Genomic DNA, 24,025 nt, shown 5'->3' with positions numbered 1-24,025 from the left:
TCATTTCTTTATTCGGCCTGTGGGCCGGAACGAGACAAGGTGCATATGGAGAATTGTATTTCCGGGTTGAAAATTTGTGCAATTCGGGTTATAATAAAATTAACCCGAATAGGAGGTTGGAAGATGAAAGAAGTGGGTAAGCGTTTGAAGGCCCTGCGGGAGAGTATCGGCCTTTCACAGGTAAAAATGGCTGAGGCCATCGGCTCCACACAGTCCAGTATCAACCGCTATGAGAATGGGCAGTCCACCCCATCTGTGGAACTATTCCGCCGCTATGCAGATTACTTTGATGTATCCTTAGATTATATCTTTGCCCGGACGGACAAGCCCCAGGGAGTAATATACGAGTTTAAGCCTAAAGCCGCTCCAGAGCGCGAGGAAATGCGGCGCTTTATTGAGATGTGTTTTGACCCACAATCTCCTATGAACGAAAAGCTAAAGGAAACACTGTTCCGTATGATGGAGGATGGAGAATGAAGGTTATATATGAAAAAGAAATTTCTGCAATAAAAGACTGGCTACAGCGTACCAACGCCCAACTTTCAACAGGAGCCTTACCAGCGTTTCTCCAAACCGATTGTTGGAAAATACAAAATGAGTTGCAGACGATTTCGACAAATATTCAGTACGAATACCCATTTTATGGCCATGAATTATTAGAGATAAAGAACATACTTTTTTCTGCTCCCCAGCCTCCTTATGGCATGATGCTGTTGAATTCAGCCGCGTTTGGAGAGCTTTTCATAATTATCAAACACATTTCTTCGGAACCGATAGATACTCGGGTTTGGCAGGACATTCACCCTCGAATCATTGCTGTTTCAAAAGGGCTGTTTTGTGATGGTCATTTTGCCGCCGCCGGTGAAGCCGCCATTAAAGAAGTTGAAACTCGAATGCGAGAATTGTTTAAGGAAGGAAAACCGAACTCTCCCATTCCTAAAGATGCAGCGGGTTTAATTGGCGCATTACTTTCAGACAATGGCTTCTATCAGTTTTGCGATACATCAGAAATAAGCGGAGCCAATTTTCGTAAAGGTGTTAAGTCTATCTTTGAGGGTGCTTTTATGGCTTACCGGAACCCCTCTATGCACGCAAATCTAACTTGCTCACAAAGAGAAGCTTTTGAACGGATCGTGCAGGCAAGTCAAATGATGGGTATTTTAACAAGCGGCGAGGTGAGAATATGAAAGCCGTTATCTATGCCCGCTATTCCTCCGACAACCAGCGGGAGGAAAGCATTGAGGGCCAGATTAGAGAGTGTACCGCCTTTGCCGAGAAGAACGGTATCACCATCCTGCGCCACTACATTGACCGGGCCTTTTCCGCCAAGACCGACAACCGCCCGGAATTTCAGAACATGATCAAGGACAGCGGCAAGCACTTATTCGATATGATTATCGTCTGGAAGCTGGACAGGTTTGCCCGCAACCGCTACGACAGCGCCCGCTACAAGGCCGCTCTGAAAAAGAACGGGGTCAAGGTGGTGTCCGCCACCGAGGTCATTTCCGACGGGGCCGAGGGCATCATTCTGGAAAGCGTGCTGGAGGGTTATGCCGAATACTACTCCGCTGACCTGTCCGAAAAGGTAGTTCGGGGCATGACGGAAAATGCCTTGAAATCCAAGTATAACGGCGGCACCCGTCCTATCGGCTATCTGATTGACAGCGACCAGTGTTTCCAGCTTGACCCGCTCACCGCCCCTTTTGTCCGTGAGGCGTTCCAGCGGTATGACGAGGGGGCCACTATGACCCAGATCCGGGACTGGCTCAACGAACAGGGTGTGAAGAATACACGGGGCCAGAAGATGACCTACAACAGCGTGCAGCACCTTTTGAGCAACCGCCGCTATATCGGAGAATACACCTACCGGGACATTGTGGTGCCGGATGGCATTCCCGCTATTGTCCCCCAAGACCTCTTTGACCGGGTGCAGCAGAAACTGGCAAAGAACAAAAAGGCTCCGGCCCGCCACAAGGCTGAGGACGATTATCTGCTGACGACCAAGCTGTTCTGCGGCTATTGCGGGGCCTATCTTTGCGGGGAGAGCGGCACCAGCCACACGGGGAATGTCCACCACTACTACAAGTGCGTGTCCGTGAAAAAGAAGCGCACCGAGTGCCATAAAAAATCTGTCCGTAAAGAGTGGATCGAGGATTTGGTGGTCAGTGAAACCATGAGAATGGTGATGGACGATAAGGCGATTGAGGCCATCGTGTCCATGCTGATGGACTTGCAGGACAGAGAGAATGTCAATCTGCCGCTCTATGAACAGCAATTGCGGGAAACGGACACGGCCATTCAAAACCTCTTGAACGCCATCCAACAGGGGATTTTAACCAAGTCCACGAAAGGCCGTCTGGAAGAACTGGAAGCCACGAAAGAGGAACTGGAAACCAAGATAGCCTGCGAGAAACTGGCGAAGCCCAAGGTGAGCGCCGAGTTTATGACCTTCTGGCTCCACCGCTTCCGCAAGCTAGATGTACGGCAAAAGTCCCACCGCAAGATGCTGATTGACACTTTTATCAACGCCATTTTCCTGTACGATGACAAAATGGTGATAACCTTCAACTACAAGGAAGGGACAACGACCATCACTTTTGATGACCTCAAAACCGCATTGGCCGATCAGAAAACAGGTTCGGATTTGGATTGCTCAACTGCACCAAGCTGGGAGCTACATTTTGGCCTTATAAACGAGGCTGAAATGTAGCTTCTCTTTTTATCGAAACCTCCATGTTATACTGCTCATGAATACATGAGTAGAAAACATGGAGGTTTTGTCATGTCCGGAAATGTTATCGAGATATCACAAAGTAAGAATCTTGTACCTATTTGGGGCCAGCAGCTTAGGGTGGCGGCTTACTGCAGGGTCAGCACGGGCCATGAGGAGCAGCAGAATAGTCTGAAGAACCAAATCGAGTTTTATACCGAATACATTCAGCAAAATCCTTATTGGCGGTTTGTCTTTGTTTACTATGATACCGCTTCGGGCCTGCGAAAGAATCATCGCCCCGGCTATCAGCAGCTGCTTAAAGATTGCAGGAGAAAGAAGATCGACCTGATTTTAGTGAAGTCCCTCAGCCGGTTTGGGCGGGACACAGTAGAAACAATCAAACAGATACGGAGGTTAAAGCGTATGAATATCGGTGTTTATATCGAAACCGGAGGCATCAACACATTGACTACCAGTGACAGTATCATTGACCAACTGGCTGCTTTGGATCAGGCGGAGAGCCACTTCCGCAGCGAGAACATCAAGTTTGGCATCCGCCACCGCATGAGGAGCGGCAAGACGCTCCTCAACCACACCCGATTTCTCGGTTATACCAAAGGGCCTGACGGCGTATTGCAGATCGTTCCCGAGGAGGCCGAAATTGTCAGAACGATTTTTAACCTCTATGTGCAAGGAAACGGAGTACGAAAAATTAAGAAGTACCTTGAGTCCCATGGCATCAAAACAGTCACTGGAAAATCAGAGTGGAGTACTTCCACCATCGACCGGATGCTGAGCAACGAGAAGTATGTAGGCCAGGTTTTGATGCAGAAGACCTACGTGCCGGATTTTCTGACGGGCAAAAAAGAAAAGAACCGTGGGCGGTTGGAGATGTACCTGGTGGAGAATGCTCATGAGCCTATCATTGACCAGAAAACTTTTAACCGGGTGCAAGAGATGAAAGGACACATTAAACACGCAGTACAAATGGAGCAGATGTTGTGATATAATCAGTTCAGATGTCTATGGACGGAGGAAGCAAATTAAGATAATGGCACAGGGAGGATCACATGAAATATTCTGATTCTGGCTGGCTATTCCAAGGGGAAGTTGGGTCGAACATTCCTCATGGTATCAGTGAAAAGGATATTTTTTCTCTGTTGGATCTTGCGAGGGAGGATGAGCTGTGGGCCAAGCAAGTTCGCAGTGAAGTAATATATCAAGATACACACCCTGGAAACAGCCTTACTGAATTTCTGCTTGAACAAATTAGAGTCCTCAATGTCGCCGGCTCAATCGTATCATATCCATTTGGAGATGCCTTAACTTTTGGAAGTTCCCGGCACTTTTTTAGGGGAGAGCGGGCGGCCTATGACAAAACTGTGCCCAGTCTTAACCGAAAAATAACGGGAATGTCACCGAGGGATCAAGAACTCTATCGGGCAATTTCTCATATGCGTATTCATCAATTTTCCGAATTCTTATGGAATATTCATATTACTTCTCGGTGGATAGCCACATTGAGTGATATAAACGATCTGGCACTTGCTCAGCACTATGGCTTTGAAACGCATCTGCTCGATTTGACCAATGATTTTAAGACTGCGCTGTTTTTTGCCACAAGCCGTTATGATGCGAAAACGGATTCTTATTATCCGCTTACAAAGAAAGATATTGAGCAATCGGAAAAGACACGATATGGGGTCATTTTTCACGCACCGAACTGGACGATAGACTACTTCCAGCCCATGCCTAACTTTGAATCAAAAGCGTACAAAAAACTTATGGGAATGGAGAGCGGTGAAATAAGGCGTGCGGCTGATTCCGGAGATTGGGACGGGATTGCATTTCAAATAGGCTTTCAGCCCTTCCTGCGATGCCGTGCACAGAGCGGGTATATATTCCCAATGTGTAAAGATGTTCCCCTGCAGGAAAATCCGAAATTTGAGAAACTGCGATTTAAGCAAACACAAAAGCTCTCAGAAAAAGTCTTTGAACTGATGGATGGCGGGAAAAAAGTTTTTCCTTATGAGGGGCTTTCGGAGGCAAGACCGGTTCTCACAGCCATGCAAAATTCTTGGACTTTTTCAGAAGATGATTTGAATGCACTATTTGAATGGGAACAGGTTGATCTGTCGTTATTCCCCAATGCCAAGGAATTGAAAACAGCTTTTGCTGGGTGGAGTTTTGAGGGAAATACTATAAAAATCATTCAGGACAAAGTCGATTATCCCATTGCTCCGAGCATTATGGAACGGATTAACGCAATGTATGATTCCATAGATATTGAAAAGGAAATTGGCAATATAATTCATATACGACCAGAACAAAAGAAGTATAGAGATGGAATCTATACAATGTTATATGGCCAGGGGCGTGAGATTGAGGTAGAGAGATAGGATAAGCTGGTAGCATTTATCGTAGGCTTACAATTACCCAATCAAAAATATCGATTTTAACCGTCCCTTCCAAACCAATATAATCCGGACTTGTTTCCAATAGGAGAGGGGTTCGGATTATTTGTTTTCTTTGGCTAATATGAAACCACCTATTCCCCCAACGAGATGAAGTGCGAACTTATTACTTTGAAACGTTGAAAAATCTAAACGAAAGAACCAGAAAAATTACCGACTGCAACATTACACAGTTTTCCGATTCGATTATTTTTTCACTATCCCTGAATAAAGAGAATTATCGTAAGCTGATTACAATTTTAGCAGAATATCAGCTTCAATTGCTTTATAATTCCATTCTTTGTCGTGGTGCGATTGCATATGGGAAACACTACAAAGAAAATGATTTTATGTTTAGCCAAGCGCTTATTGAAGCTTATCAGCTGGAATTAAATGACGCTATTTATCCTCGCATCATCGTTTCTCAGAACTTATTTGAATTCTTTAAGCCAGATGTTGGTGTTAACTCATTGGAACACGTGCTAAAAGAAAATGATGGGTTTTGGTTTATAGATTATTTGGGAATTGCTGATAAGGATACCGCGCAATATCAGTTGAAAAAACTTAACGATGGACTTAACACAGAAAATCTTCATATTAAGGAAAAATATTACTGGCTATATCGATACTGGGAGTACACGTTCGGCGAAAAGCTATCTTTTGCTTTTCCCCAATTTAGCAAATAAGTTTATTCTCTTTGAATACGCTAAATCATATAAACATAAGAAAGACAGGGCGTCATCATTTTGGGGCGACGCCCCACCTTTAGTATGTTTTATACTGTTTTCTATCTGTATCCTGTGCTCTTCATCTTTTGCTTGCTGTGCCATCTACTTGACAAACTCCCGTTTTCCCCCCTTGATCTCATAGAAACTAAAATATTTGGCAAGATGCAACAGGTAATGGCTTCAATCTGTTGTTTGATTACAGTATGATTGATATTCGCTTCATTACAATCCCATCAATCTCTCGTTCCAACTTCTGAATTTTCTCCCGTAGCACAAAAATGTGGGCGTCGAGGACCGGTTTCCTCAACGCCCACATTTTTTGCAACTTTACAATCTGTTCCTGCTCTTTGACACGGCTGTCCCGGACCGCTGTGAGATACTCCCACACCCTAGCATCCAGCGTCTCCTCGTGAATCCGATGAGAACCACAGTAGCTTTTTCCATTTCTCTGGTAGCCACGGCACACATATTCCACCCGTCGGTTTCCACGCCAGTACCGGATCATAGGAACAAAGGGATTGCCGCAGTCCTGGCAGGTCAACAGCCCGGCGTAGCGGTGTTTGGCCTTGTTCCCGTTGGCGGGGCGGGCCTGCTCTTTTAGCCGCCGCCGAACGGCCTCCCACTGTTCTCTTGAGATAATAACCGGGAAGAAGCCCTCATGTCGATACCACTCGTTCTGGGGCAACCTCTTCACCTTTCCCCCGTGGGTTTCCGAGCGGTGATTTACCAGTACGCCGGTGTAGCTCTCCTCCACCAGCACATTCTTGACACTGGCATACGTCCAGAGGTAATTTCCCTCCCTGGTTTTGTGCGTGGCCCGCACCTCCCGGCCGCAGTGCTCGGCACGGAGCTGCGCAGGAGTTTTACGCCCCAGCACATTGAGCTGGCGGGCAATCTCCCTCTGCCCGCAGCCTGCCAGGTACAGCGTGTAGATCATCCGTACCGTCTCTGCGGCCTCCGGCTGGATCTTGATTTCGCCGGTATTCCGGTTCTTCCAGTACCCGAAGGGCGGCGTGATCACGATACCATCTCTCTGCTTCTGCCGGTAGCCGGAGCGGATCTTTTTCCCGATATCCCTGGCGTAATAGTCGTTCATCAGGCCCCGGACGCCGATGACCAGGTCATCCTCCTCCCGGAAGGTATCTAGCCCTTCCGTGGCGGAGAGCATCCGGACACCCTGCTCACGCAGGTAATCGATGAGCAGGGCGGTCTGGGTGCGGTGCCGGCCCAGGCGGGACAGATCTTTGACCACCACGCCGTCGATCCTGCCGTGTTCCACGGCCTCTGTGATCTGATCCAGCCCGCAGCGGCTGAAGCTCATGCCGCTGGCATTGTCATCGGCGGACTCCCCGACGACCGGCCAGCCGTGCTGCTCGGCGAAGGCACGGCAGATCTCCCGCTGATTTCTCAGAGAATTTGTCTCCCGGTCATCGTCATGAGACAGCCGGGTGTAGATCCAAACCCGCATTGTTATCGTCCTCAACTTCCAGAGCTTCTGTCATAATCAGGCTCTCCAGGCGTTCAAAGCCGCCCTCTTGCGGCACAAAGCATTCCGTCTGCCTGCCGCTTTCATAGATGTCCAGATGGTCCTGGAAGGGGGCTTTCAGACGGATATCCAGGGACAGCTTTCCGTCCTCCTCGTGGACATAGATTTTATCCACCAGCATCCTCAGATGGGCCTCCGAGAGCTTGCCCTCTTTCAGGATATCGTCCATCATGCCGATGTCCCGCTTCAGCTTGGACTGCCGGCTGCGGAGTGTCGCCTCAATATTTTGCAGCTCCTGAATCCGCTGCTTCGCCGCGGCAATTTCCGCCTCCCGCTTCTGAATCATGCGGTCGTAACGCTCTGCATTGGCCTTGTCCCGGATCCGTTCCATGAGAATGGCCTCCATTTCCTCCTCCAACTGAGTGATCTTATCAGCCAGCTTTTTTATCTGTGCCGCAGCAGTAGTCGCTTTGGGCCGCCACTGTTCGATCAGCTTCTCCATGGACTGAAAATTGGCCTGATACATCCGCTTCGTCCGGAGCAGTTCCTTTGTGATCAGCTCATCCAGCACGTCCTCATCCACGGTGTGGGCGGTACAGTGCTCTTTCCCGTAGCGGTGGTAGGTATCACAGCGGTACTCCACCCGTTCGCCACTTCTCAGTTTGACCCGTTTGCCCACGAAGGTGCGGCCGCAGTCCTCGCACCGGAGCAGGCCGCCGTACCGGAGCACACCCCGGTTTGTCCCCGCCCGGACATTCCTCTCTTTTCGATCCCGGAGAAGCGCCTGGGCCTGTTCCCAGATCTCCCTGGACACAATAGGCGGGAAATAGTTCTCGTGCCGGAACTGCTCCGCCGCCTCGGTGAAGCGGAAGGTCTTGTTGATCTTGTTGCGCTCACTCTTGTGGCAGATCAGGGTGCCGATGTAACTCTCATCCCGTAAGATCCGTCTGACCATGGTGCCGTCCCACAGGTATTTCTTCAGGACCTTTTCGTGGGTGTTTGGCAGTCGTTTGCGCAGCAGATACCGCTGGATCTGGGCCGGTGTTTTTCGCTTCTGCTCATTGAGAGTCCGGGCGATGGCCTTCACCCCCTGTCCGCCGGTGTAGGCGGTGAAGATCATGCGCACGGTCTCCGCCGCCTCTTCCACGACCACCACCCGCTTGGTGTTTTTATCCTTGAAGTAGCCGAAGGGAGGGATGAGCACGATGCCCTCCTTCTGCTTCTGCCGGTAGCCGGTGCGTACCCGGCGGCTGCCGTCCCGGGCGTAGAAGTCGTTGACCAGGCCCTTGAATCCGATGATCAGGTCGTCATTCTCATTGAAGGTGTCGATGTTTTCCGTGGCGGAGAGCACCCGGACATCGTGTTCCCGCAGGTAGTCAATGAACAGGGCCGTCTGGGTGCGGTGGCGCCCCAGACGGGACAAGTCCTTCACCACAATGGCCTCCATGAGGCCGGACTCCACCGCCTCGTAAATCCGGTCGATGCCGGGGCGGTTGAAGTGCATCCCGCTCACATTGTCATCAAAGGATTCCCCCACCACTTCATGGCCGTTGCTGACGGCGTAGTTGTAGATGATTTTCCTCTGATTGCTCAGGGAGTTGAGTTCCTCGTCCTCGTCCCGAGAGAGGCGATAGTACAGCCAGACCTTCATAGGCACCTCCTTTCCACCACGTCTGCTTGCGCAACACAACATATCACAGGTTCTTTCCAATAGCCACGGGAACCGGTTGTATTTTCTCAAGTTCTACGGAACCAACAATTTGGGGTTCGGATTTTATACAGGGATGGTCCACGGCCAGGTAGTCGTGAATCATCATTTTCAGGAACTCGTCGAACTGTGTGTCTGTCCCCACATAGGAGTACATCACGCTGAACAACTCCGCTTTTTGCTTATGCTTCCCCATAGACCTCTTTCTGCCCCCCAGGGGCAATCAGCAGGCCACGCTCAGCGCATGGCCTGCTGCCAGGTTGGTTCTTCCTCGTGGTCGTCCTCTTTGTGGCCGAGGGCGATCTTTTTCTGCCGCTCCTTTTGCAGGAGCCTGTGGTCGGCGTGCTGGTATGTCGTGGTGGCGTCTCTCACGGGATCAGCGTCCGCACCGCGCTCCAGAGCGCGGCCAAGCCGGACCAGATCGCCTGCAAGACCACCATACCCACCATGGCCGCCAGCAAAATCAGGGCCAGCCAGATCATCACCGACAGCGCCGATTCCAGACTGGGCGGTGAGATAGAGATCTCTTTCTTTTTCCCAGCCTGTTTCAGCTCCGCCCGCACCTGGGCCACCTCCCGCGCCAGCGCCTCCAGCTGCTCCCGGGTGGGGAGCTGCCCCACCTGCCGGCTCAGCGCCCGCGCGTGGGCCTCCTGTGCGCCAACGCTGGCCTCCAGACGGTTCAGCTGCGCTAGCAGCTCGTCCCAGTCCCGCTGGGACGGATTCGCAGGCGGCAGATTCCGCTGTTTCAATTCTTCCATGGACAATCTCTGCCCGGATTCGGAATTCACGTTCCATGACCTCCTTGGTGTACTTTTCCTCGTGGAGCCGGTCGTCCCGGCACTTCATGCCGCCCGGCGCGGTGTAAGTGATATACTTCCGACCATCCGTCCAGCGCACTTGATAGCCGTTGCTCTCCATTAGAGAGATGAAATCCTCTCTGGTGGCAGCGCACCGCATACACTGGTCGATGGTGTTCATGAGCCGGAACTTCCAGCTCTGGCCCTTGGCGGCGGAGCGGTACTCCCGGGTACCCATCCGTTTCTGCCTGACACGCCGCTGGGGCGGCGGCAGGATCTCCAGCCCGTGGGCAATGCAGATCTGGTCGCTGGCCAGCCGGTGTGCCTGGAGGTCGGCGGCGCTCTGGTGGAGCTTGCGGCCGTCCTGGAAGCTGACGCTGTTCACCACCAGGTGGTTATGCGGATGGGCCGTGTCCACATGGGTGGCCACCAGCACCTCGAAGTCCGGGAACTCCCGCTTGGCCAGCTCCAGGCCCATAGCGTGGAGCTCCTGGGGCATCAGGCCGTCCTGCTCCCCGAAGGACTGGACGAAGTGGTAGTACTGCCGTCCGTCCGTTTTGTGGAACTGCTCCTTGGTGAGCTGCATCTCGGTATAGGCAGATTGTGCGATACAGTTCCAGCCGGTCACCAGCTGACGCCCCTCCCACATCGTCTTTTCCTCCTGCTGGACATACCGCAGCACCCCACCCAGAGCGCCCCGGCCACCGCCCCGGTTCTTGATGGCGGTGAAAGTAGCTATCTCAGGTCACCTCCCGTAACAGCTGCCGAAGCTGTTCACTGATCCGCCCGTAGCCCTCCGCCAGCCTGTCCCCGTACACGACGGTGATCTTCCCCATGTGGGCCAGCGTGGTGAGCTGGTTCAGGTTGCGCCCCTGGGCCTTCAGCTCGGACAGCACCTTGTCCAGACCGTCCACCCGGATGATCTCTTTTGCAAGGCCGCTGTAACACAGGTAGTCGGTGACCGTCAGGCCGGCCTCCCTCGCCCGTTTTCGGATGGCCTCCTTGACCCGGGGCGTCACCCGCAGGGTAATGAGCTCCGTTTTGTGTTCTCTCTGCATTTACATCTCCTTCTTCCATACTCCCCTTCAGGGGCTGGGGGACGGGGCAGCGCCCCGGAACTGTGGCCGGCGTATAGCCGGACGCGATGCTTGCCCTCGTCGGAGCAAAGTCCGCTCCGCGCGGAACACCCCTGCGGGGGTATTCCTTACTCCGCTCCCTTGCTCCTCCTCTTCCCGCCGAACCCGCTTCGCTGGGCTTCGGCGGGAGCTCCAGTGGATGGTCAGACGTTGCCAACAGGGCCGATGGTGACGATCTTTTCGGAAGGAAGATCATCGACACCATCGACCCTCTTCAGGCAGATGAGCCGCTCCCCGTTGCTCTTGCGGAAGGTCACCACGATGCCGCTTCGCCTTAGAGTGTCAACGCTTTTGCGGATCTGGTGGGAGAGGCTGTTGGGCGTCAGCCCTTCGACACCGCCAGGGTCGAGCTTCTCCAGCAGCACCTTGGCAGGGGCACAGATCTCTGGCTGCTCCCGCAACAGTGCAGAGAGGAGGAAAGAAATCCGCCCGCCGGACTGATCCACCTGGGTACAGTCGTCGGAGAGCAGGTTCCAGATGTGGGTCTCCCCGTCGAACTCCAGGGACAGTTCCCGGTAGGGAATGTCTCGCCCCGTGCAGTAGAGGGTGGCGGTGTTCTCCCTGCGCTTGATTTTTCGGAGCACAAAGTTGGAGTCTGTGGCGCCGCTGAGCCCGGTGGTGCCGGAGATCATGTTCATGGGGTCGTCGTCGCTCAGCTTCCGCAGGTGGTGGATCAACAGAACGGCGATGTTGTGCCGGTCTGCCAGAGCTTTGAGAACACCGATGTCCCGGTAGTCGCTGGCGTAGGGATTGGCCTCGCTGCCCGCACTCCGGATGCGCTGGAGCGTGTCGATGACCACCAGACCAGTGGCCGGGTGCTCCCGGAGGAACTGCTCGATTTGCTCCACCAGCCCGCTGCGGAGCTGCTCCGCCATCACGGCGAAGTGCAGCGCGGGCGGCGCGTCCTCGGTGAGGTCAAGGAGGCGGCTCTGGATGCGCTGAAAGCTGTCCTCCAGACAGAGATAGAGCACCTCACACGGGCGGATGGCGAAATTCCAGAGGGGCTGACCCTGGGCTACCCGAAGGCACAGCCACAGGGCCAGCCAGGACTTGCCGATTTTCGGAGCTCCCGCCAGCAGGTGGAGTCCCTGGGGCAGCAGGTCATCCACCACAAAGGCAGGCGGCTCGTAGGGGATGCCCAGCAGAGTATCCGCGTCGATGGTATCCAGCTTTTTCATATTGACCTCCTTGTTAATCTGGTTTCGATTTTGTTTTTTATATGTTCATTTTCTATTTTGATCTTAACATAGCTCTTGACATTTGTAAATAGATAATGTAGTCTTTTATAAGATACACTATATTGGCGGAATTACATAATCTACTGCGGAGGACAGCTATGGCCATTTTAGGAAAAGACCTGCTGGATCTGCACCGGCCCCATACCAATATCAGGGTGGAGTTCGGAGCATCCTGCTACTGGGTGGAGTCCGCTCCGGAGCCGCAGCCGTATGGCGCCGTCCTGACGGAGGTTCTCAACCTGGACACCGTGCCGTTTCAGCGCCTATTGGACGGACTGAATTTTGTGATCCAACAGAAGGATCTCGGCGCCGCTCCCCGTGCCTACATGGAGATGAAGAAGGGGTTTGGCTCCCTGCCGCTGTACCGTCTGTATTTGGGGGATTTCCGCGCCTGCGATGCTATGGAGGCGGAGGACTTTGCCGTCGGCGGGGCACGGGACACCTTTGCGGAGTTTGTGGTTGACGAGAGAGACAGACTGCCCTCCTTCATGCAGCAGCAGCTCGACGATATCCGGTTCATCCAGAAGAGGTATACCTGGTTTCTCGACACGCTGACTGCCGGCAGGGTGTTTGAAAAGAAAAAAGGCCAGAGGAAAGAACCTCTGGCGGAGCAGATAGATGAGCGAGGGCTGGGGGCATTTATCAGCGGCGTCAGCCTGGGGGAGAACCCGGAGGTGGATCCACCGCAGGTGAGAAGCCAATACAGGCTTCGCGGTCAGGGCCGGGAGGCGGAGATTGTGGAGAGGATGTACTTCGGCCGCCTGCTGGACTTTGTCTACGTGGAACTCATGAAGGGAATGCAGAAGGGATTTGTGCCGAAGCGGTGCTCCAACTGCGGCCGCTGGTTTTTACAGACGCCGGGGGCGACCTATTCCTACTGTGACGGCCCCGCACCAGGGCAGGAGGACAAGACCTGCCGGGAGATCGGCGCTGCCGCCAGCTTCCAGGACAAGGTGCGCAACAACGAGATCTGGAAGATCCATCAGCGTGCCTATAAGAAGTACTTCGCCCGCACCCGGAAGGGGACCATGAGCAGGGCGGAATTTGACCTCTGGGCCCGGGAGGCAGAGCGGCTGCGGGATCAGGCGCTGGCCGCGTATGAAGGGATGGCGGATGGCAAAGCCAAAGCGGAAATTGCAGACTGGTTGAAACAGAAACTCAACCAGAACTGAATCTGAGAAATCGTATGCAGGAAAGCAGATTGTATTTTCCTAAGTCCAAAGAGGAGGGATGACAGTGCGGCATATCGTAGGCTTTATTTTGTTTGCCGAGGAGGAGGTCAACCAGGTCCGCGAGGTGCTCTTTCCCCGGGAAGTGGCCCGGGGAGAGGTGCTGGTGCGTACGGTTCGGCCCAACGAGGCGCTGGAGGCCGCGGAGGAGTTGATCCGGGCGGGGGCCCAGGCCCTCATTACCCGGGGCGGCAGCTTCCATGATCTGCAGGACAGCAACATCCCCGTGCCGCTGGTGGCGCTGACCATCGGCGCCCAGGACATCCTGCCGGAGCTGAGCGGGGTGATCGACCGGTATGAGGCCATCTGGCTGGTGCTGTCGGAGTGGGTGAACTTCGACTACGACCGCTGCCGGGCCTTGCTGCCGGAGAAGGTTCACTGCTTCCGCTACTCCCCGGTGGAGGAGATGTTGGAGTTTATGAAAAACCTGGAGGCCCCGGAGCGCACTCTGATCATCGGCGGCGGCTTTACCCTAACACCGGCGGCGGCGCGGGGCTTTGACGCCATCCAGCTGCGCAGCAGCCCGGACAGCCTGCGGGAGTCCTACGAAAACGCCCTGCACATCCTCCGGGAGCGGGACAAGGAGGCCGCCAAGGCCCAGCAGTTTGCCACCATCCTGGCCAATGTGGAGGATGGGGTGGTGGTGCTGGACACCAAGAGCCGGGTCACCCTATGCAACCGCAAGGCGGAGGAACTGCTGGAGCAGCCCTACCATGCCCTGGCTGGCCGGGAGCTGTGTCAAAGCCTGCCCCAGTTCGCCGCGGTGCAGAAGGCCTACAGCCAGGGCAAACGCTCCGAGCAGCTGGTACAGGCCGGCAGCCATACCCTGTCTGTCAAGGTGGCCCCGGTGACCGATCTGGCCGGGGATGTGCCGGTGGGCGCCACCCTGCTCACCCTGCGGGATGTGACCAAGATTCAAGAGTTGGAGAAGAACCTCAGATTCCAGCTGAGCAAGCGGGGCTTGACCGCCAAATACCACTTTGACGACATCCTCACACGGGAGGACTCCATGCGCCGCCTGATCCAATGGGCCCAGGAATGCGCCAAAAGTGATAACACAGTGACGATCTACGGGGAGAGCGGTACTGGAAAGGAACTCTTTGCCCAGTCCATCCACAACGCCAGCGCCCGGCGGGACTGCCCCTTCGTAGCAGTAAATTGTGCCGCCCTCACCGAGAGCCTGCTGGAGAGCGAGCTGTTCGGCTATGAGGCCGGGGCCTTCACCGGCGCCCGAAAGGAGGGCAAAGCCGGCCTGTTTGAGCTGGCCCACCGGGGCACCTTGTTTCTGGACGAGGTGAACAGCATGTCCCTGAGCACTCAGGCCAAGATCCTTCGGGTCATCGAGCAGAAGGAGGTCATGCGCCTGGGCTCGGACTACATCATCCCTCTGGACGTGCGCATCATCACCGCCGCCAACGAGAACCTGGTGCAGATGGTACGGCGGGACGCCTTCCGCCGGGATTTGTTCTTCCGGCTCAACGTGCTGGAGGTGCGTATCCCGCCCCTGAATCAAAGGCCAAAGGACATTCTCTACCTGTTCCGCAGCTTTATCTCCGAGCTGCAGGGCCGCCCCATGCGGGAGGTTCGGCTGTCTCAGGAGCTGGAGAAGGCCCTGATAACCCACAACTGGTGGGGAAATGTCCGGGAGCTGCGCAATGTGGCCCAGCGATATGCTGTGCGGGGGGATGGGCCGGATACCTTGGAGGCCCTCTTCCCCGAGAATGCCGAGGCCGCAGAATCTCTGATCGTGGGGGACGATTTTCGTGTGGATCTGAAAGAACTGAATTGGACGGTAGAGAATCTGGTAATCCAGTCCCTGCTCAACCGGGGCCTGACCAAGACCCAAACCGCCAAGGTCCTGGGAATCAGCCGTACCGCCCTGTTCAAGAAGCTGGAGGGGCAGAAGGAGAAGGAGTAACCGGTGGTTGACAGGGGTGAACGTCTGTGATAAGATAAACTATCATCAGCAGTTTATTTTGGGCGTGGCAATTGCAGTGCCCAGTCAAAGGAGCGGCGCCGCTTTTTTGACCGCTTAAAACTATCATTGCTAGTTTATAGGGAGGGGACAGCCATGGGCCGAAAGGGCTTGGAGGAGACGGACATCCTGCGGGAGGCCGTTTCCCTGATTGCGGAGGAGGGGCTGGAGGGATTCTCCCTGCGGGGACTGGCCCGCAGGCTGCATGTCCAGTCCGCCTCCCTGTATAACCACGTCTCCTCTCTGGAGGAACTGCTGGCCCGGGTAGCCTGCCACGTGATGGACGAGATGAACAGGGCCCTCTACCGCGCACTGAAGGGCAGGACGGGAGACGAGGCGGTGACCGCCCTGTTCCATGCCTACCGGGACTACGTCCACGCCAATCCGGAGGTATACCGGGTGGTGCTGACCCTCCCTAGGATGGCGGGGGAAGCGGTGGCGGCGGCCGCCGCCCAGATCACCGGGCCGGTACAGCGGGTTCTGGAGGACTATGAGCTGACACCGGAGAAGCAGGTCCACTGCCAGCGGTATCTGCGGAGCCTGATGCACGGATTCGCCACCCTGGAGAACCGGGGCTATCTGAGCCACATGGAGCCACCCGCCGGGGAGAGCTATGAGTTTCTCATTACCTGCGCGCTGGAGCAGCTCCACCGCATGGAGGGGGGCGGATTCCATGAGTGAGCGCAGAGACCGGTGGATGATCCCGGTGCTCATGGTGGGGGCCTTCCTGGGCTCCCTGAGCCAGAACATGCTCACCTCCGCCCTGCCCGTCATCCTGGCGGAGTTCCAGATCAGCGCTCTGGTGGGCCAGTGGCTCACCACCATCTACCTGCTGATCCTGGGGGTGATCACCGCCCTGACCGCCTACCTGTTTCAGCGGGTGCGTACCCGTGTGTTGCTGGAGGTGTCCCTCCTGCTCTTCGTGGGCGGGTGCTTGCTGGCCCTGCTAGCCCCGGCGTTCTGGGCACTGCTCCTGGCCCGGGCTATCCAGGCCTGCGGCTCCGGCGTACTGATCCCTGTTTTGCAGATGATCCTGCTCCACCTTTATCCGGCGGAGCAGCAGGGACGGGCTCTGGGCCTCTCCGGCATCGTGATCGGCTTCGCCCCGGCGGTGGGGCCCTCTGTGGCCGGCGTGCTGGTGGACGCTTTCGGCTGGCGCAGCCTGTTCTGGCTGCTCCTCCTGGCCGCCCTGGCAGTAGCCACGGCGGGGATCTTCACCTTTCGGCAGGTGGGCGTACCCCGGCGGCCGCCCCTCCGGCTGGGCTCCGCCGTGCTATACGGCGCCGGCTTCTCCACCTTTATGCTGGCGGTGACCCGGCTGGGAGAGGCGGGCACGTCTGCTGCCCTTACCCTGATTCTGCTGCTGGTCGGAGGGGGACTGCTGGTCTGGTTTATCCGGGTACAGCTGCGGGAGCCCGCACCCCTGCTCCACCTGGCCCTGTTCCGCCACCGATCCATGGTGGTGGGCACCGCCCTGATGGTGCTGGCCTATACCGCCATGACCTCGGGCACCATCCTGGTTCCCCTTTATGTGCAGGCCATCTGCGGCCGCTCCGCCACTGTATCCGGCCTGGTGCTGCTCCCCGGCTCTCTGCTGTTGGCCGCCCTCAGCCCGGTGACCGGCCGGCTCACCGACCGCTTCGGCATTCAGAGGGTGGCGGCGGTGGGGCTGGTGCTCTTGCTGGCCGGCACTGGGGGGTTCGCCGCTGTGTCCGCCGGCACCGCCCCGGCCCTGGCCGCCCTGATATATGCCGCCCGCTCCGCCGGACTGGCCTTCCTGCTCATGCCTCTCACCGCCTATGCCGTTAGCACCTTGCCTCTGGACGAGGCATCCCAGGGCATGGCTATCCTGAACTCCCTGCGGCAGATCGGTGGCTCCCTGTGCTCCACGCTGCTGGTGCTGGCGGCCACGGCGGTATCGGCGGGTGGAACCCTGGATCTCACCGGCTTCCGGGCGGCCGCCCTCCTGACGGCGGCCCCGGTACTGCTGTCTCTGCTCCTGTGGCTGCGGCGTAGAACCTCGCCCATATAATCCACCAAAAAACTGGATCCGCCCCCAACCGGGGCGGGTCCAGTTTTTTTGCGCTCCAACAAATAGCGTTAACTAACGTAAACTAAATAAAACATTTTCCGGCTCTCCGAAAAAGAAGCAATCCACAAAACCCCTGCCATTGCAAGGGTTTAAAGACTTGGCACGCCCCTTGCGTTAAGAGCAGGGACGAAAGCGATTCCACCTCAAAAAAGAAAGGCAGGATGAATTGTATGAGTGAGCAACTGTTGAAAGGTGTCCGGGTAATTGACTTCACCGACTTCCTGGCGGGGCCGTATGTGGGCATGTATTTCGCCGACATGGGGGCCGACGTGATCAAGTTTGAGAACCTGCGCAGCGGCGGCAACTTCGTTCGAAACGCCCGGCCCAAGGAAAAGAATTCCGGCCTGAGCATGTACTTTCAGAATCTGAACCGCAACAAGCGGGGTGTGGCCCTGGATCTGAAGCAGGAAGAGGGCAAGAGGCTCTTTGCCGAGCTGATCAAGTCCGCCGATGTGCTCATCGAGAACAACCGCCCCGGCGTTATGAAGCGGCTGGGCTTCGGCTGGGAGGAGTGCAGGGAACTCAACCCCCGTCTGGTCTACGCCTCCATCTCTGGATTCGGCCAGTACGGCCCCAACTCCCACCGGCCCGGCTATGACCTGATCGCCCAGGCCATGGGCGGCTCCATGAGCATTACCGGCTGGCCCGGCTCTGAGCCTACCCGGGCCGGCATGGCTATCGGTGACATGTTCGCAGCCCTGAATGCGAGCTTTGCCATCTGTGCCTCCCTCTATAAGCGCAATGAAACCGGCAAGGGCAACCACATCGACGTGGCCCTGGTGGACTCCATCGTCTCCGGCATGGAGGCCAAAATGATGCAGTACCTCTATGAGGGGGTCTCTCCCGTGCCTACGGGCAACAAGTATATCTCCAGCGCCCCCTACGACTCTTTCAAGGCCAAGGATGACTACTTCGTCATCGCCTCCGGCACAGATAAGCATTTCCAAAACCTGTCCGCCGCCATGGGCATGCCGGAGCTGGCCCAGGATCCCAAGTACATCGATACCGAGAGCCGCAAGAAAAACGCAGACGAGCTGAAGGCGATCATTAACCAATGGGCCTCCGACAAGACGGTGGATGAGGTGGTGGAAATCATCGACAAGGCCGGCATCCCCGTGGGCCCCATCTACAACTGCGAGCGGGTGTGCAAGGACAAAAACATCGTGGAGGTACGGGAGATGCTGGTAAAGGTGCCCGCGCCCAAAAATCATCCCGAGGCTCCCGCCGAGTTGACGGTCCTGGGCAACCCCATCAAGATGGAGGAAACCCCCTGCCAGTATTACAAGGCCGCCCCCGACCTGGGCGAGGACAACGAGGACATCTTCAAGGCGCTGGGTTTCACCGACGAACAGCTGGCTCACTATCGCGAGATCGGCGCCATGAATTGAGGAGGTTGTATCATGAGCAAGCTGCCTGAAAAGGTTTTGGTTTCCGAGGTCTGCCCCAGAGACGGCTGGCAGAACCACCCAGTGCATATTCCCGCCGACATCAAAATCAAGTACATCAAAAAGATGGTGGATTACGGCGCCCGTAAGATGGAGATCACCTCTTTTGTGAGCCCCAAGTACGTGCCACAGATGGGGGATGCCAAAGAGGTGTTTCAGGGCGTGAAGGACTACCTGGATCAGAAGGGTGTCACCGCCTTTGTCCTGGCCCTGAACAAACGGGGCGTGGAGGATGCCCGGGCCGCCGGGGTTCACAATGTGAACTTTGTCCTCTCCGCCAGCGAGGAGCACAACCTGCGCAACTCCCGGCGTACCATTCAGGAGTCCATGGATGCCTTCAAGGAGCTGGCCAGCCACGCCCAGGGCCTGCACATCGTGCTGGGCATCCCCTGCATCTTCGGCTCCCCCTTCGGGGACGAGGTGCCCCTGGAGCGCATCCGCTGGATCATCCGGGAGGCCCAGAGCGTGGGTGTGGAGGAGTTCGGCCTGGCGGACACCGCCGGCCTGAGCACCCCGGAGAACACCCGGCGGGTCATCCGGGCCGTGAAGGAGTGCGCCGACGTAGACCGGCTCTCCCTCCACCTCCATGACACCTACGGCATGGCCATCGCCAACGCCTATGTGGGCCTGCTGGAGGGCATCACCCTGTTCGACTCCTCCCTGGCCGGCATGGGCGGCTGCCCCTTTGTGCCCGGCGCCAAGGGCAACGTAGCCACCGAGGATCTGATCTACTTCATGCACGCCATGGGAATTGAGACCGGCCTGAATCTGGAGCTGGCCAACCAGGCTGCCGCCGAGATGGCGGCCGAGATCCAGGCCGCCGTGGTCAGTTGCCAGGGCGCGGTGTGCAGGCACAGCTGAGTTTACCCAAAACACAGCCTCCTCGGCTGAGGGGCGAGTATAAAGAGAGGCGGTACAATTATGGCAATCCTGTCTATCGTTTTCTTCTTTGCGGCCATTATCCTGGCTTTCGTACGGAAAAACAACATCGGTGTCCTGGCCATGGCCCTGGGCGTTATCGCTGTCCGGGTATTCGGCCTGTCTGATAATGATCTGATCGCCGGTGTCAGCGTCTCCCTGTTCACCACTCTGGTGGGAATCACCCTGTTGTTCTCCATTGTCACCAACACCGGCGCACTGGATCTGCTGGCCCGGAAGATCGTGGCTCTGGCCGGCAAGCGCATCTGGCTGCTGCCCATCCTGATCCCCATCACCGGCTTCGTCCTGGTGGCTGTGGGCCCCGGCGGCGTACCCGTGCTGGCCATCATCCCGCCTCTGGCGGTGTCCATCGCCCGGCAGACCGGCTATAATCCCCTGATGATGGCCCTGATCGGCATTTCCGGTATGCTGTCCGGCCGGTTCTCCCCCCTGACACCGGAGGGCGCCATCATTATCAATGCGGTGAATGAGAGCGGCTTTGAACACTTTGCCAACCCGGCCATCATGCTCATCACCGCCATCACCAGCATCATCGTCTGTGTGATTCTCTTCATCATGTTCAAAGGCTACAAGGTGAAGGCTCCCGAGGGCGTGGCGATGCAGGTTGCCGAAAAATTCAACGGCAAGCAGCTGGCGGCCCTGGGCGGTATCCTGCTGATGCTGATTCTCATCATCTTCGTGGGCGTGAATATCGGTATGGCGGCTCTGTCCGTAGCGGCGATTCTTCTGCTCTTCCGGGTGGCCGATGACAACGTCTGCATCAAGGCCATGCCCTGGAACACCATCATCATGGTGCTGTGTGTGGGCGCTCTGCTGAACATCGTGGATCTCATGGGCGGCATCTCCCTGATGACCGACGCCCTGGCCTCCGTTATGAACTCCCTCAGCGCCACACCGCTGATGGGCCTGTCCGCCGGCCTGCTGAGCCTGGTCAGCTCCGCCCTCAGCGTGGTCTATCCCACCATGATGCCCATGTGTGCCGATCTGGCGGCCCAGGTGGGCGGCGTCAACCCGGTGGCCCTCATGTCCGCCGTGGCGGCGGGCGGCGCCCTGGCCGGCACCTCGCCTATGTCCACCGGCGGCGCCCTGATCATGGGTGCCCTGGGCAGTGAGCTGAAGGATGAGTTTACCAAGGAGTATCAGAACAAGGTGTTCGTCCAGCTGCTGATTGTCTCCTTTGTCAATGTGGTGGTCCTGATGATCTGTGGCCTGGTGTTCTATAACCCCCTGGCCAACCTGCTCTGCCCCGTGTAAGACGGGAAATAGACCATACGCGCGGGGGAGAGGCGAATGCCTTTCCCCCGTGTCAGGAGGCGGAAAACCATGAACGTATCCATACCGGGCAAGAAAAATTATGTATTTCTGGGGGGCGCGGGGAGCGGCAAGAGCGAGCTGTCCATCAACTTCGCCCTCTGCCTGGCCTCGGAACAGGAGAAGCCCGTCCACTTCTTTGATCTGGACATGACCAAGCCCCTCTTCCGCTCCCGGGATCAGGCCCGGGTGTTTGAAAAGAGCGGTGTCGTCTGCCACTTTGAGGAGCAATTCATGGACGCCCCCACCCAGGCAGGCGGCGTGTCCCCTCTGCTGCGGGATCCAAACGCCTGCACGGTGCTGGACGTGGGCGGGGACTACATCGGCGCCCGGGCCGTGGGCTGGTACGCACCCCTGCTCAACCGGCCGGACACGGCGGTGCTCTATGTGCTCAACGCCTACCGCCCCTGGATGGAGGCCATCGAGCAGATCGACGAGACTCTGGGGAAGATCCTGGGGGTATCCCACGTCCGCCTGGACCAGCTCCACCTGGTCAGCAACCCCAACACCGGCCCGGGCACAACGGCCCAGGAGTTCCTGGAGGGCCACCGGAGGGTAAAGGAGCTGGTGGAGCCCTACCGGCCCATCCGCTTCGCCTGCGCGGCGGAGGAGCTGTGTCCCAGCCTGGCCGGGCGGGTGGATCTCCCGCTGTTCCCCCTGCGCTTGTATTTTTCCGAGCCCTGGCTCAACGCCGGCGGCCCGCTTGAGGAAGGAGCCTGACGATATGGCAAAAGTGGAAATTGTGGCCGAGCGGTGCAAAAGCTGCGGCTACTGCGTGAAATTCTGCCCCAAGCACGTGCTGGAGATCGGCACCAAGGTCAACTCCAAGGGGTACGAGTATGTGACCCCGGCCCGCCCGGAGGACTGCATCGGCTGCGCCATCTGCGGCCGCATGTGCCCGGACGGCGCGATCAACGTGTACAAATAAGGGGGTAAGACAACATGGCAAGAGTATTCATGAAGGGCTGCGAGGCCATTGCCGAGGCGGCCGTGCGGGCGGGCTGCCGGTTCTTCGCCGGCTACCCCATCACCCCGCAGAACGAAATTCCCGAGTATTTCTCCCGCCGCATGCCCGAGGTGGGCGGCGTCTTTGTCCAGGGCGAGTCGGAGGTGGCCTCCGTCAACATGGTGTACGGCGCGGCCTCCATGGGCACCCGCTCCATGACCTCCTCCTCCAGCCCCGGCATCGCCCTGAAGAGCGAGGGCATCTCCTACTGCGCCGCCGCCCGCATCCCCATGGTGTACGCCAACATCTCCCGGGGCGGCCCCGGCGTGGGCTCCATCCAGCCCGCCCAGATGGACTACCTCCAGGCCACCAAGGCCAGCGGCAACGGCGGCTTCCAGATGCTGGTCTTTGCCCCCTCCTCCGTCCAGGAGGCGGTGGACATGACCTACGCCGCCTTTGACTACGCCGACCGGGACCGCAACCCCGTCCTCATCCTGGCCGACGGCGTTATCGGCACCATGATGGAGCCGGTGGTGCTGCCTGAGATGAAGAGCGACGAGGAGGTGGCAGCCATCAAGGCCTCCAAGCAGAGCTGGGCCTGCGTGGGCCACCCGCTGGACTACGCCCACCGCTCCTGGATCGAGCCCGGCCACTGGCGCACCGAGGACATGCAGAAGGCCAACGAGGACGCCGCCGCGCTCTACCGGTCCTGGCAGAAGGACGTGCAGGTGGAGGAGTACCGGCTGGAGGATGCCGAAGTGGTGCTCACCGGCTACGGCATCTCCGGGCGCATCTGCAAATCCGCGGTGGACATTCTCCGGGCCCAGGGCATCAAGGCCGGCCTGATCCGCCCCATCACCGTCAACCCCTTCCCCTACGCCGCCTACGACCACATCGACTACGGCAGGGTGAAGGCCGTGCTGGATGTGGAGATGTCCATCCCCGCCCAGTTTGTCAAGGACGTGATGGTGGGCGTGAAGGATCGCTGCCCCATCGAGACCTGCCTGTGCTCCGGCGGCAACATCATGAGCCGCGAGAAGGTGCTGGCCGCGGCCAAGAAAATCGTGGAGGGGAAGTAAGATGGAACTGATCTATTCGAGAACCAAGACCATCCAGGAGGACAAGGTCTCCGGCTTCTGCCCCGGCTGCATGCACTCCACGGTGATCAAGCTCATCGGCGAGGTGCTGGAGGAGATGAACGTGGTGGAGAAGGCCGCCTGCGTGCTGGGCATCGGCTGCTGCGGCCTGCACATGGACTACATCGCCTACGACAACACCACCGCCCCCCACGGCCGGGCCACCGCCGTGGCCACCGGCATGAAGCGGGCCAACCCGGACACCCTGGTGTACACCTACCAGGGGGACGGCGATCTGGCCTCCATCGGCCTGGCGGAGACCATGTCCGCCGCCAACCGGGGGGAGAACATCACGGTGATCTTTGTCAACAACGGCATCTACGGCATGACCGGCGGCCAGATGGCCCCCACCACCCTGGTGGGCATGAAGGCCTCCACCGCCCCCATGGGCCGGGATCCCAAGGAGCACGGCTACCCCATGCACATGTGCGAGATCCTCAACCAGCTCACCGCGCCGGCCTATCTGGCCCGCACCAGCTGCAACACCCCGGCCAATGTGAACAAGACCAAGCAGGCCATCCGCAAGGCCTTCCAGAACCAGCTGGACGGCAAGGGCTTCTCCATGGTGGAGATCGTCACCAGCTGTCCCACCAACTGGGGCATGGATGCCCTAGCCGCCCTGGATTTCATCGAGGAAAAGATGCTGCCCGAGTTCCCGCTGGGCGTCATCCGTGACCGGTAAAGGAGGAGAGA

The 24,025-nt window shown here is 57.2% G+C and carries 23 protein-coding genes; 17 read left to right on the top strand and 6 right to left on the bottom strand.

Annotated elements, in window-relative coordinates:
- The first annotated feature begins 123 nt into the window (after nucleotides 1-123).
- The 6 genes from B5E42_RS12395 (at nucleotide 124) to B5E42_RS18940 (ending at nucleotide 5,852) form a co-directional block, all read left to right on the top strand.
- Nucleotides 124-477: a helix-turn-helix transcriptional regulator gene (locus tag B5E42_RS12395; protein ID WP_072849865.1), complete on the top strand. Its 354-nt coding sequence runs from the start codon at nucleotides 124-126 to the stop codon at nucleotides 475-477.
- On the top strand, nucleotides 474-1,187 hold the full coding sequence (locus B5E42_RS12390; protein ID WP_072849863.1) for a TIGR02391 family protein: 714 nt from the start codon (nucleotides 474-476) through the stop codon (nucleotides 1,185-1,187). Before B5E42_RS12395 ends, B5E42_RS12390 begins: the two co-directional genes overlap by 4 nt.
- Nucleotides 1,184-2,710: a recombinase family protein gene (locus B5E42_RS12385; protein WP_087240103.1), complete on the top strand. Its 1,527-nt coding sequence runs from the start codon at nucleotides 1,184-1,186 to the stop codon at nucleotides 2,708-2,710. Before B5E42_RS12390 ends, B5E42_RS12385 begins: the two co-directional genes overlap by 4 nt.
- Nucleotides 2,711-2,782: 72 nt before the next feature.
- The gene (locus B5E42_RS12380) at nucleotides 2,783-3,718 is read left to right on the top strand and encodes a recombinase family protein (protein ID WP_087240101.1); all 936 of its coding nucleotides are present in this window, start codon (nucleotides 2,783-2,785) and stop codon (nucleotides 3,716-3,718) included.
- A 65-nt stretch (nucleotides 3,719-3,783) separates the two neighbouring features.
- The gene (locus B5E42_RS12375; protein WP_087240099.1) at nucleotides 3,784-5,112 is read left to right on the top strand and encodes an FRG domain-containing protein; all 1,329 of its coding nucleotides are present in this window, start codon (nucleotides 3,784-3,786) and stop codon (nucleotides 5,110-5,112) included.
- Nucleotides 5,113-5,282: 170 nt separating this feature from the next.
- Nucleotides 5,283-5,852, top strand: a complete 570-nt coding sequence (locus tag B5E42_RS18940) for a hypothetical protein (RefSeq protein WP_162613983.1) — start codon at nucleotides 5,283-5,285, stop codon at nucleotides 5,850-5,852.
- Between the two features lie 238 nt (nucleotides 5,853-6,090).
- On the opposite strand, the gene B5E42_RS12365 is transcribed toward B5E42_RS18940, so the two are convergent.
- The 6 genes from B5E42_RS12365 to B5E42_RS12340 all read right to left on the bottom strand — a co-directional run bounded on the left by B5E42_RS12365 (nucleotide 6,091) and on the right by B5E42_RS12340 (nucleotide 12,199).
- Nucleotides 6,091-7,362 carry a recombinase family protein gene (locus B5E42_RS12365; RefSeq protein ID WP_087240095.1) on the bottom strand — a complete coding sequence of 424 codons (1,272 nt, stop codon included), beginning with the start codon at nucleotides 7,360-7,362 and terminating at the stop codon, nucleotides 6,091-6,093.
- Nucleotides 7,328-9,031, bottom strand: coding sequence for a recombinase family protein (locus B5E42_RS12360; RefSeq protein WP_162613982.1), 1,704 nt, complete (start codon nucleotides 9,029-9,031; stop codon nucleotides 7,328-7,330). The genes B5E42_RS12365 and B5E42_RS12360 overlap by 35 nt, the downstream gene beginning before the upstream one ends.
- A 43-nt stretch (nucleotides 9,032-9,074) precedes the next feature.
- Entirely contained in the window at nucleotides 9,075-9,284 is a 210-nt protein-coding gene (locus B5E42_RS12355) for a hypothetical protein (protein WP_087240091.1), read from the bottom strand.
- Between the two features lie 41 nt (nucleotides 9,285-9,325).
- Nucleotides 9,326-10,576, bottom strand: coding sequence for a relaxase/mobilization nuclease domain-containing protein (locus B5E42_RS12350; protein WP_255397029.1), 1,251 nt, complete (start codon nucleotides 10,574-10,576; stop codon nucleotides 9,326-9,328).
- Between the two features lie 49 nt (nucleotides 10,577-10,625).
- Nucleotides 10,626-10,943: a hypothetical protein gene (locus B5E42_RS12345; protein WP_087240087.1), complete on the bottom strand. Its 318-nt coding sequence runs from the start codon at nucleotides 10,941-10,943 to the stop codon at nucleotides 10,626-10,628.
- A 221-nt stretch (nucleotides 10,944-11,164) separates the two neighbouring features.
- On the bottom strand, nucleotides 11,165-12,199 hold the full coding sequence (locus B5E42_RS12340; protein WP_087240084.1) for an AAA family ATPase: 1,035 nt from the start codon (nucleotides 12,197-12,199) through the stop codon (nucleotides 11,165-11,167).
- A gap of 158 nt (nucleotides 12,200-12,357) precedes the next feature.
- On the opposite strand from B5E42_RS12340, the gene B5E42_RS12335 reads away from it, so the two are divergent.
- The 11 genes from B5E42_RS12335 (at nucleotide 12,358) to B5E42_RS12285 (ending at nucleotide 24,014) form a co-directional block, all read left to right on the top strand.
- A complete protein-coding gene (locus B5E42_RS12335) occupies nucleotides 12,358-13,431 on the top strand; it encodes a DUF6076 domain-containing protein (protein ID WP_087240082.1) in 1,074 nt (357 codons plus the stop codon).
- A gap of 64 nt (nucleotides 13,432-13,495) precedes the next feature.
- On the top strand, nucleotides 13,496-15,406 hold the full coding sequence (locus tag B5E42_RS12330; RefSeq protein ID WP_162613981.1) for a sigma 54-interacting transcriptional regulator: 1,911 nt from the start codon (nucleotides 13,496-13,498) through the stop codon (nucleotides 15,404-15,406).
- A 153-nt stretch (nucleotides 15,407-15,559) separates the two neighbouring features.
- Entirely contained in the window at nucleotides 15,560-16,144 is a 585-nt protein-coding gene (locus B5E42_RS12325) for a TetR/AcrR family transcriptional regulator (RefSeq protein WP_087240078.1), read from the top strand.
- Nucleotides 16,137-17,495, top strand: coding sequence for a DHA2 family efflux MFS transporter permease subunit (locus tag B5E42_RS12320; protein WP_162613980.1), 1,359 nt, complete (start codon nucleotides 16,137-16,139; stop codon nucleotides 17,493-17,495). The genes B5E42_RS12325 and B5E42_RS12320 overlap by 8 nt, the downstream gene beginning before the upstream one ends.
- 230 nt (nucleotides 17,496-17,725) lie before the next feature.
- Nucleotides 17,726-18,943 carry a CoA transferase gene (locus B5E42_RS12315; protein ID WP_162613979.1) on the top strand — a complete coding sequence of 406 codons (1,218 nt, stop codon included), beginning with the start codon at nucleotides 17,726-17,728 and terminating at the stop codon, nucleotides 18,941-18,943.
- Nucleotides 18,944-18,955: 12 nt separating this feature from the next.
- Entirely contained in the window at nucleotides 18,956-19,861 is a 906-nt protein-coding gene (locus tag B5E42_RS12310; protein WP_087240071.1) for a hydroxymethylglutaryl-CoA lyase, read from the top strand.
- Between the two features lie 60 nt (nucleotides 19,862-19,921).
- Entirely contained in the window at nucleotides 19,922-21,193 is a 1,272-nt protein-coding gene (locus B5E42_RS12305; RefSeq protein WP_087240069.1) for an SLC13 family permease, read from the top strand.
- A gap of 69 nt (nucleotides 21,194-21,262) precedes the next feature.
- Complete coding sequence (locus B5E42_RS12300; protein WP_087240067.1) at nucleotides 21,263-21,970, top strand: hypothetical protein; 708 nt, start codon at nucleotides 21,263-21,265, stop codon at nucleotides 21,968-21,970.
- A 4-nt stretch (nucleotides 21,971-21,974) separates the two neighbouring features.
- A complete protein-coding gene (locus tag B5E42_RS12295; protein WP_087240065.1) occupies nucleotides 21,975-22,178 on the top strand; it encodes a ferredoxin family protein in 204 nt (67 codons plus the stop codon).
- A gap of 14 nt (nucleotides 22,179-22,192) precedes the next feature.
- Nucleotides 22,193-23,275 (top strand): 3-methyl-2-oxobutanoate dehydrogenase subunit VorB, encoded by a 1,083-nt coding sequence (gene vorB / locus B5E42_RS12290; protein WP_087240063.1) that lies wholly within the window; start codon nucleotides 22,193-22,195, stop codon nucleotides 23,273-23,275.
- A 1-nt stretch (nucleotide 23,276) separates the two neighbouring features.
- Nucleotides 23,277-24,014, top strand: a complete 738-nt coding sequence (locus B5E42_RS12285; protein ID WP_087240061.1) for a thiamine pyrophosphate-dependent enzyme — start codon at nucleotides 23,277-23,279, stop codon at nucleotides 24,012-24,014.
- Nucleotides 24,015-24,025 lie beyond the last annotated feature (11 nt).

The organism is Flavonifractor sp. An10 (assembly GCF_002161215.1).
GTDB lineage: Bacteria > Bacillota > Clostridia > Oscillospirales > Oscillospiraceae > Flavonifractor > Flavonifractor avistercoris.
This window is presented reverse-complemented; position numbering and strand designations above follow the sequence as displayed.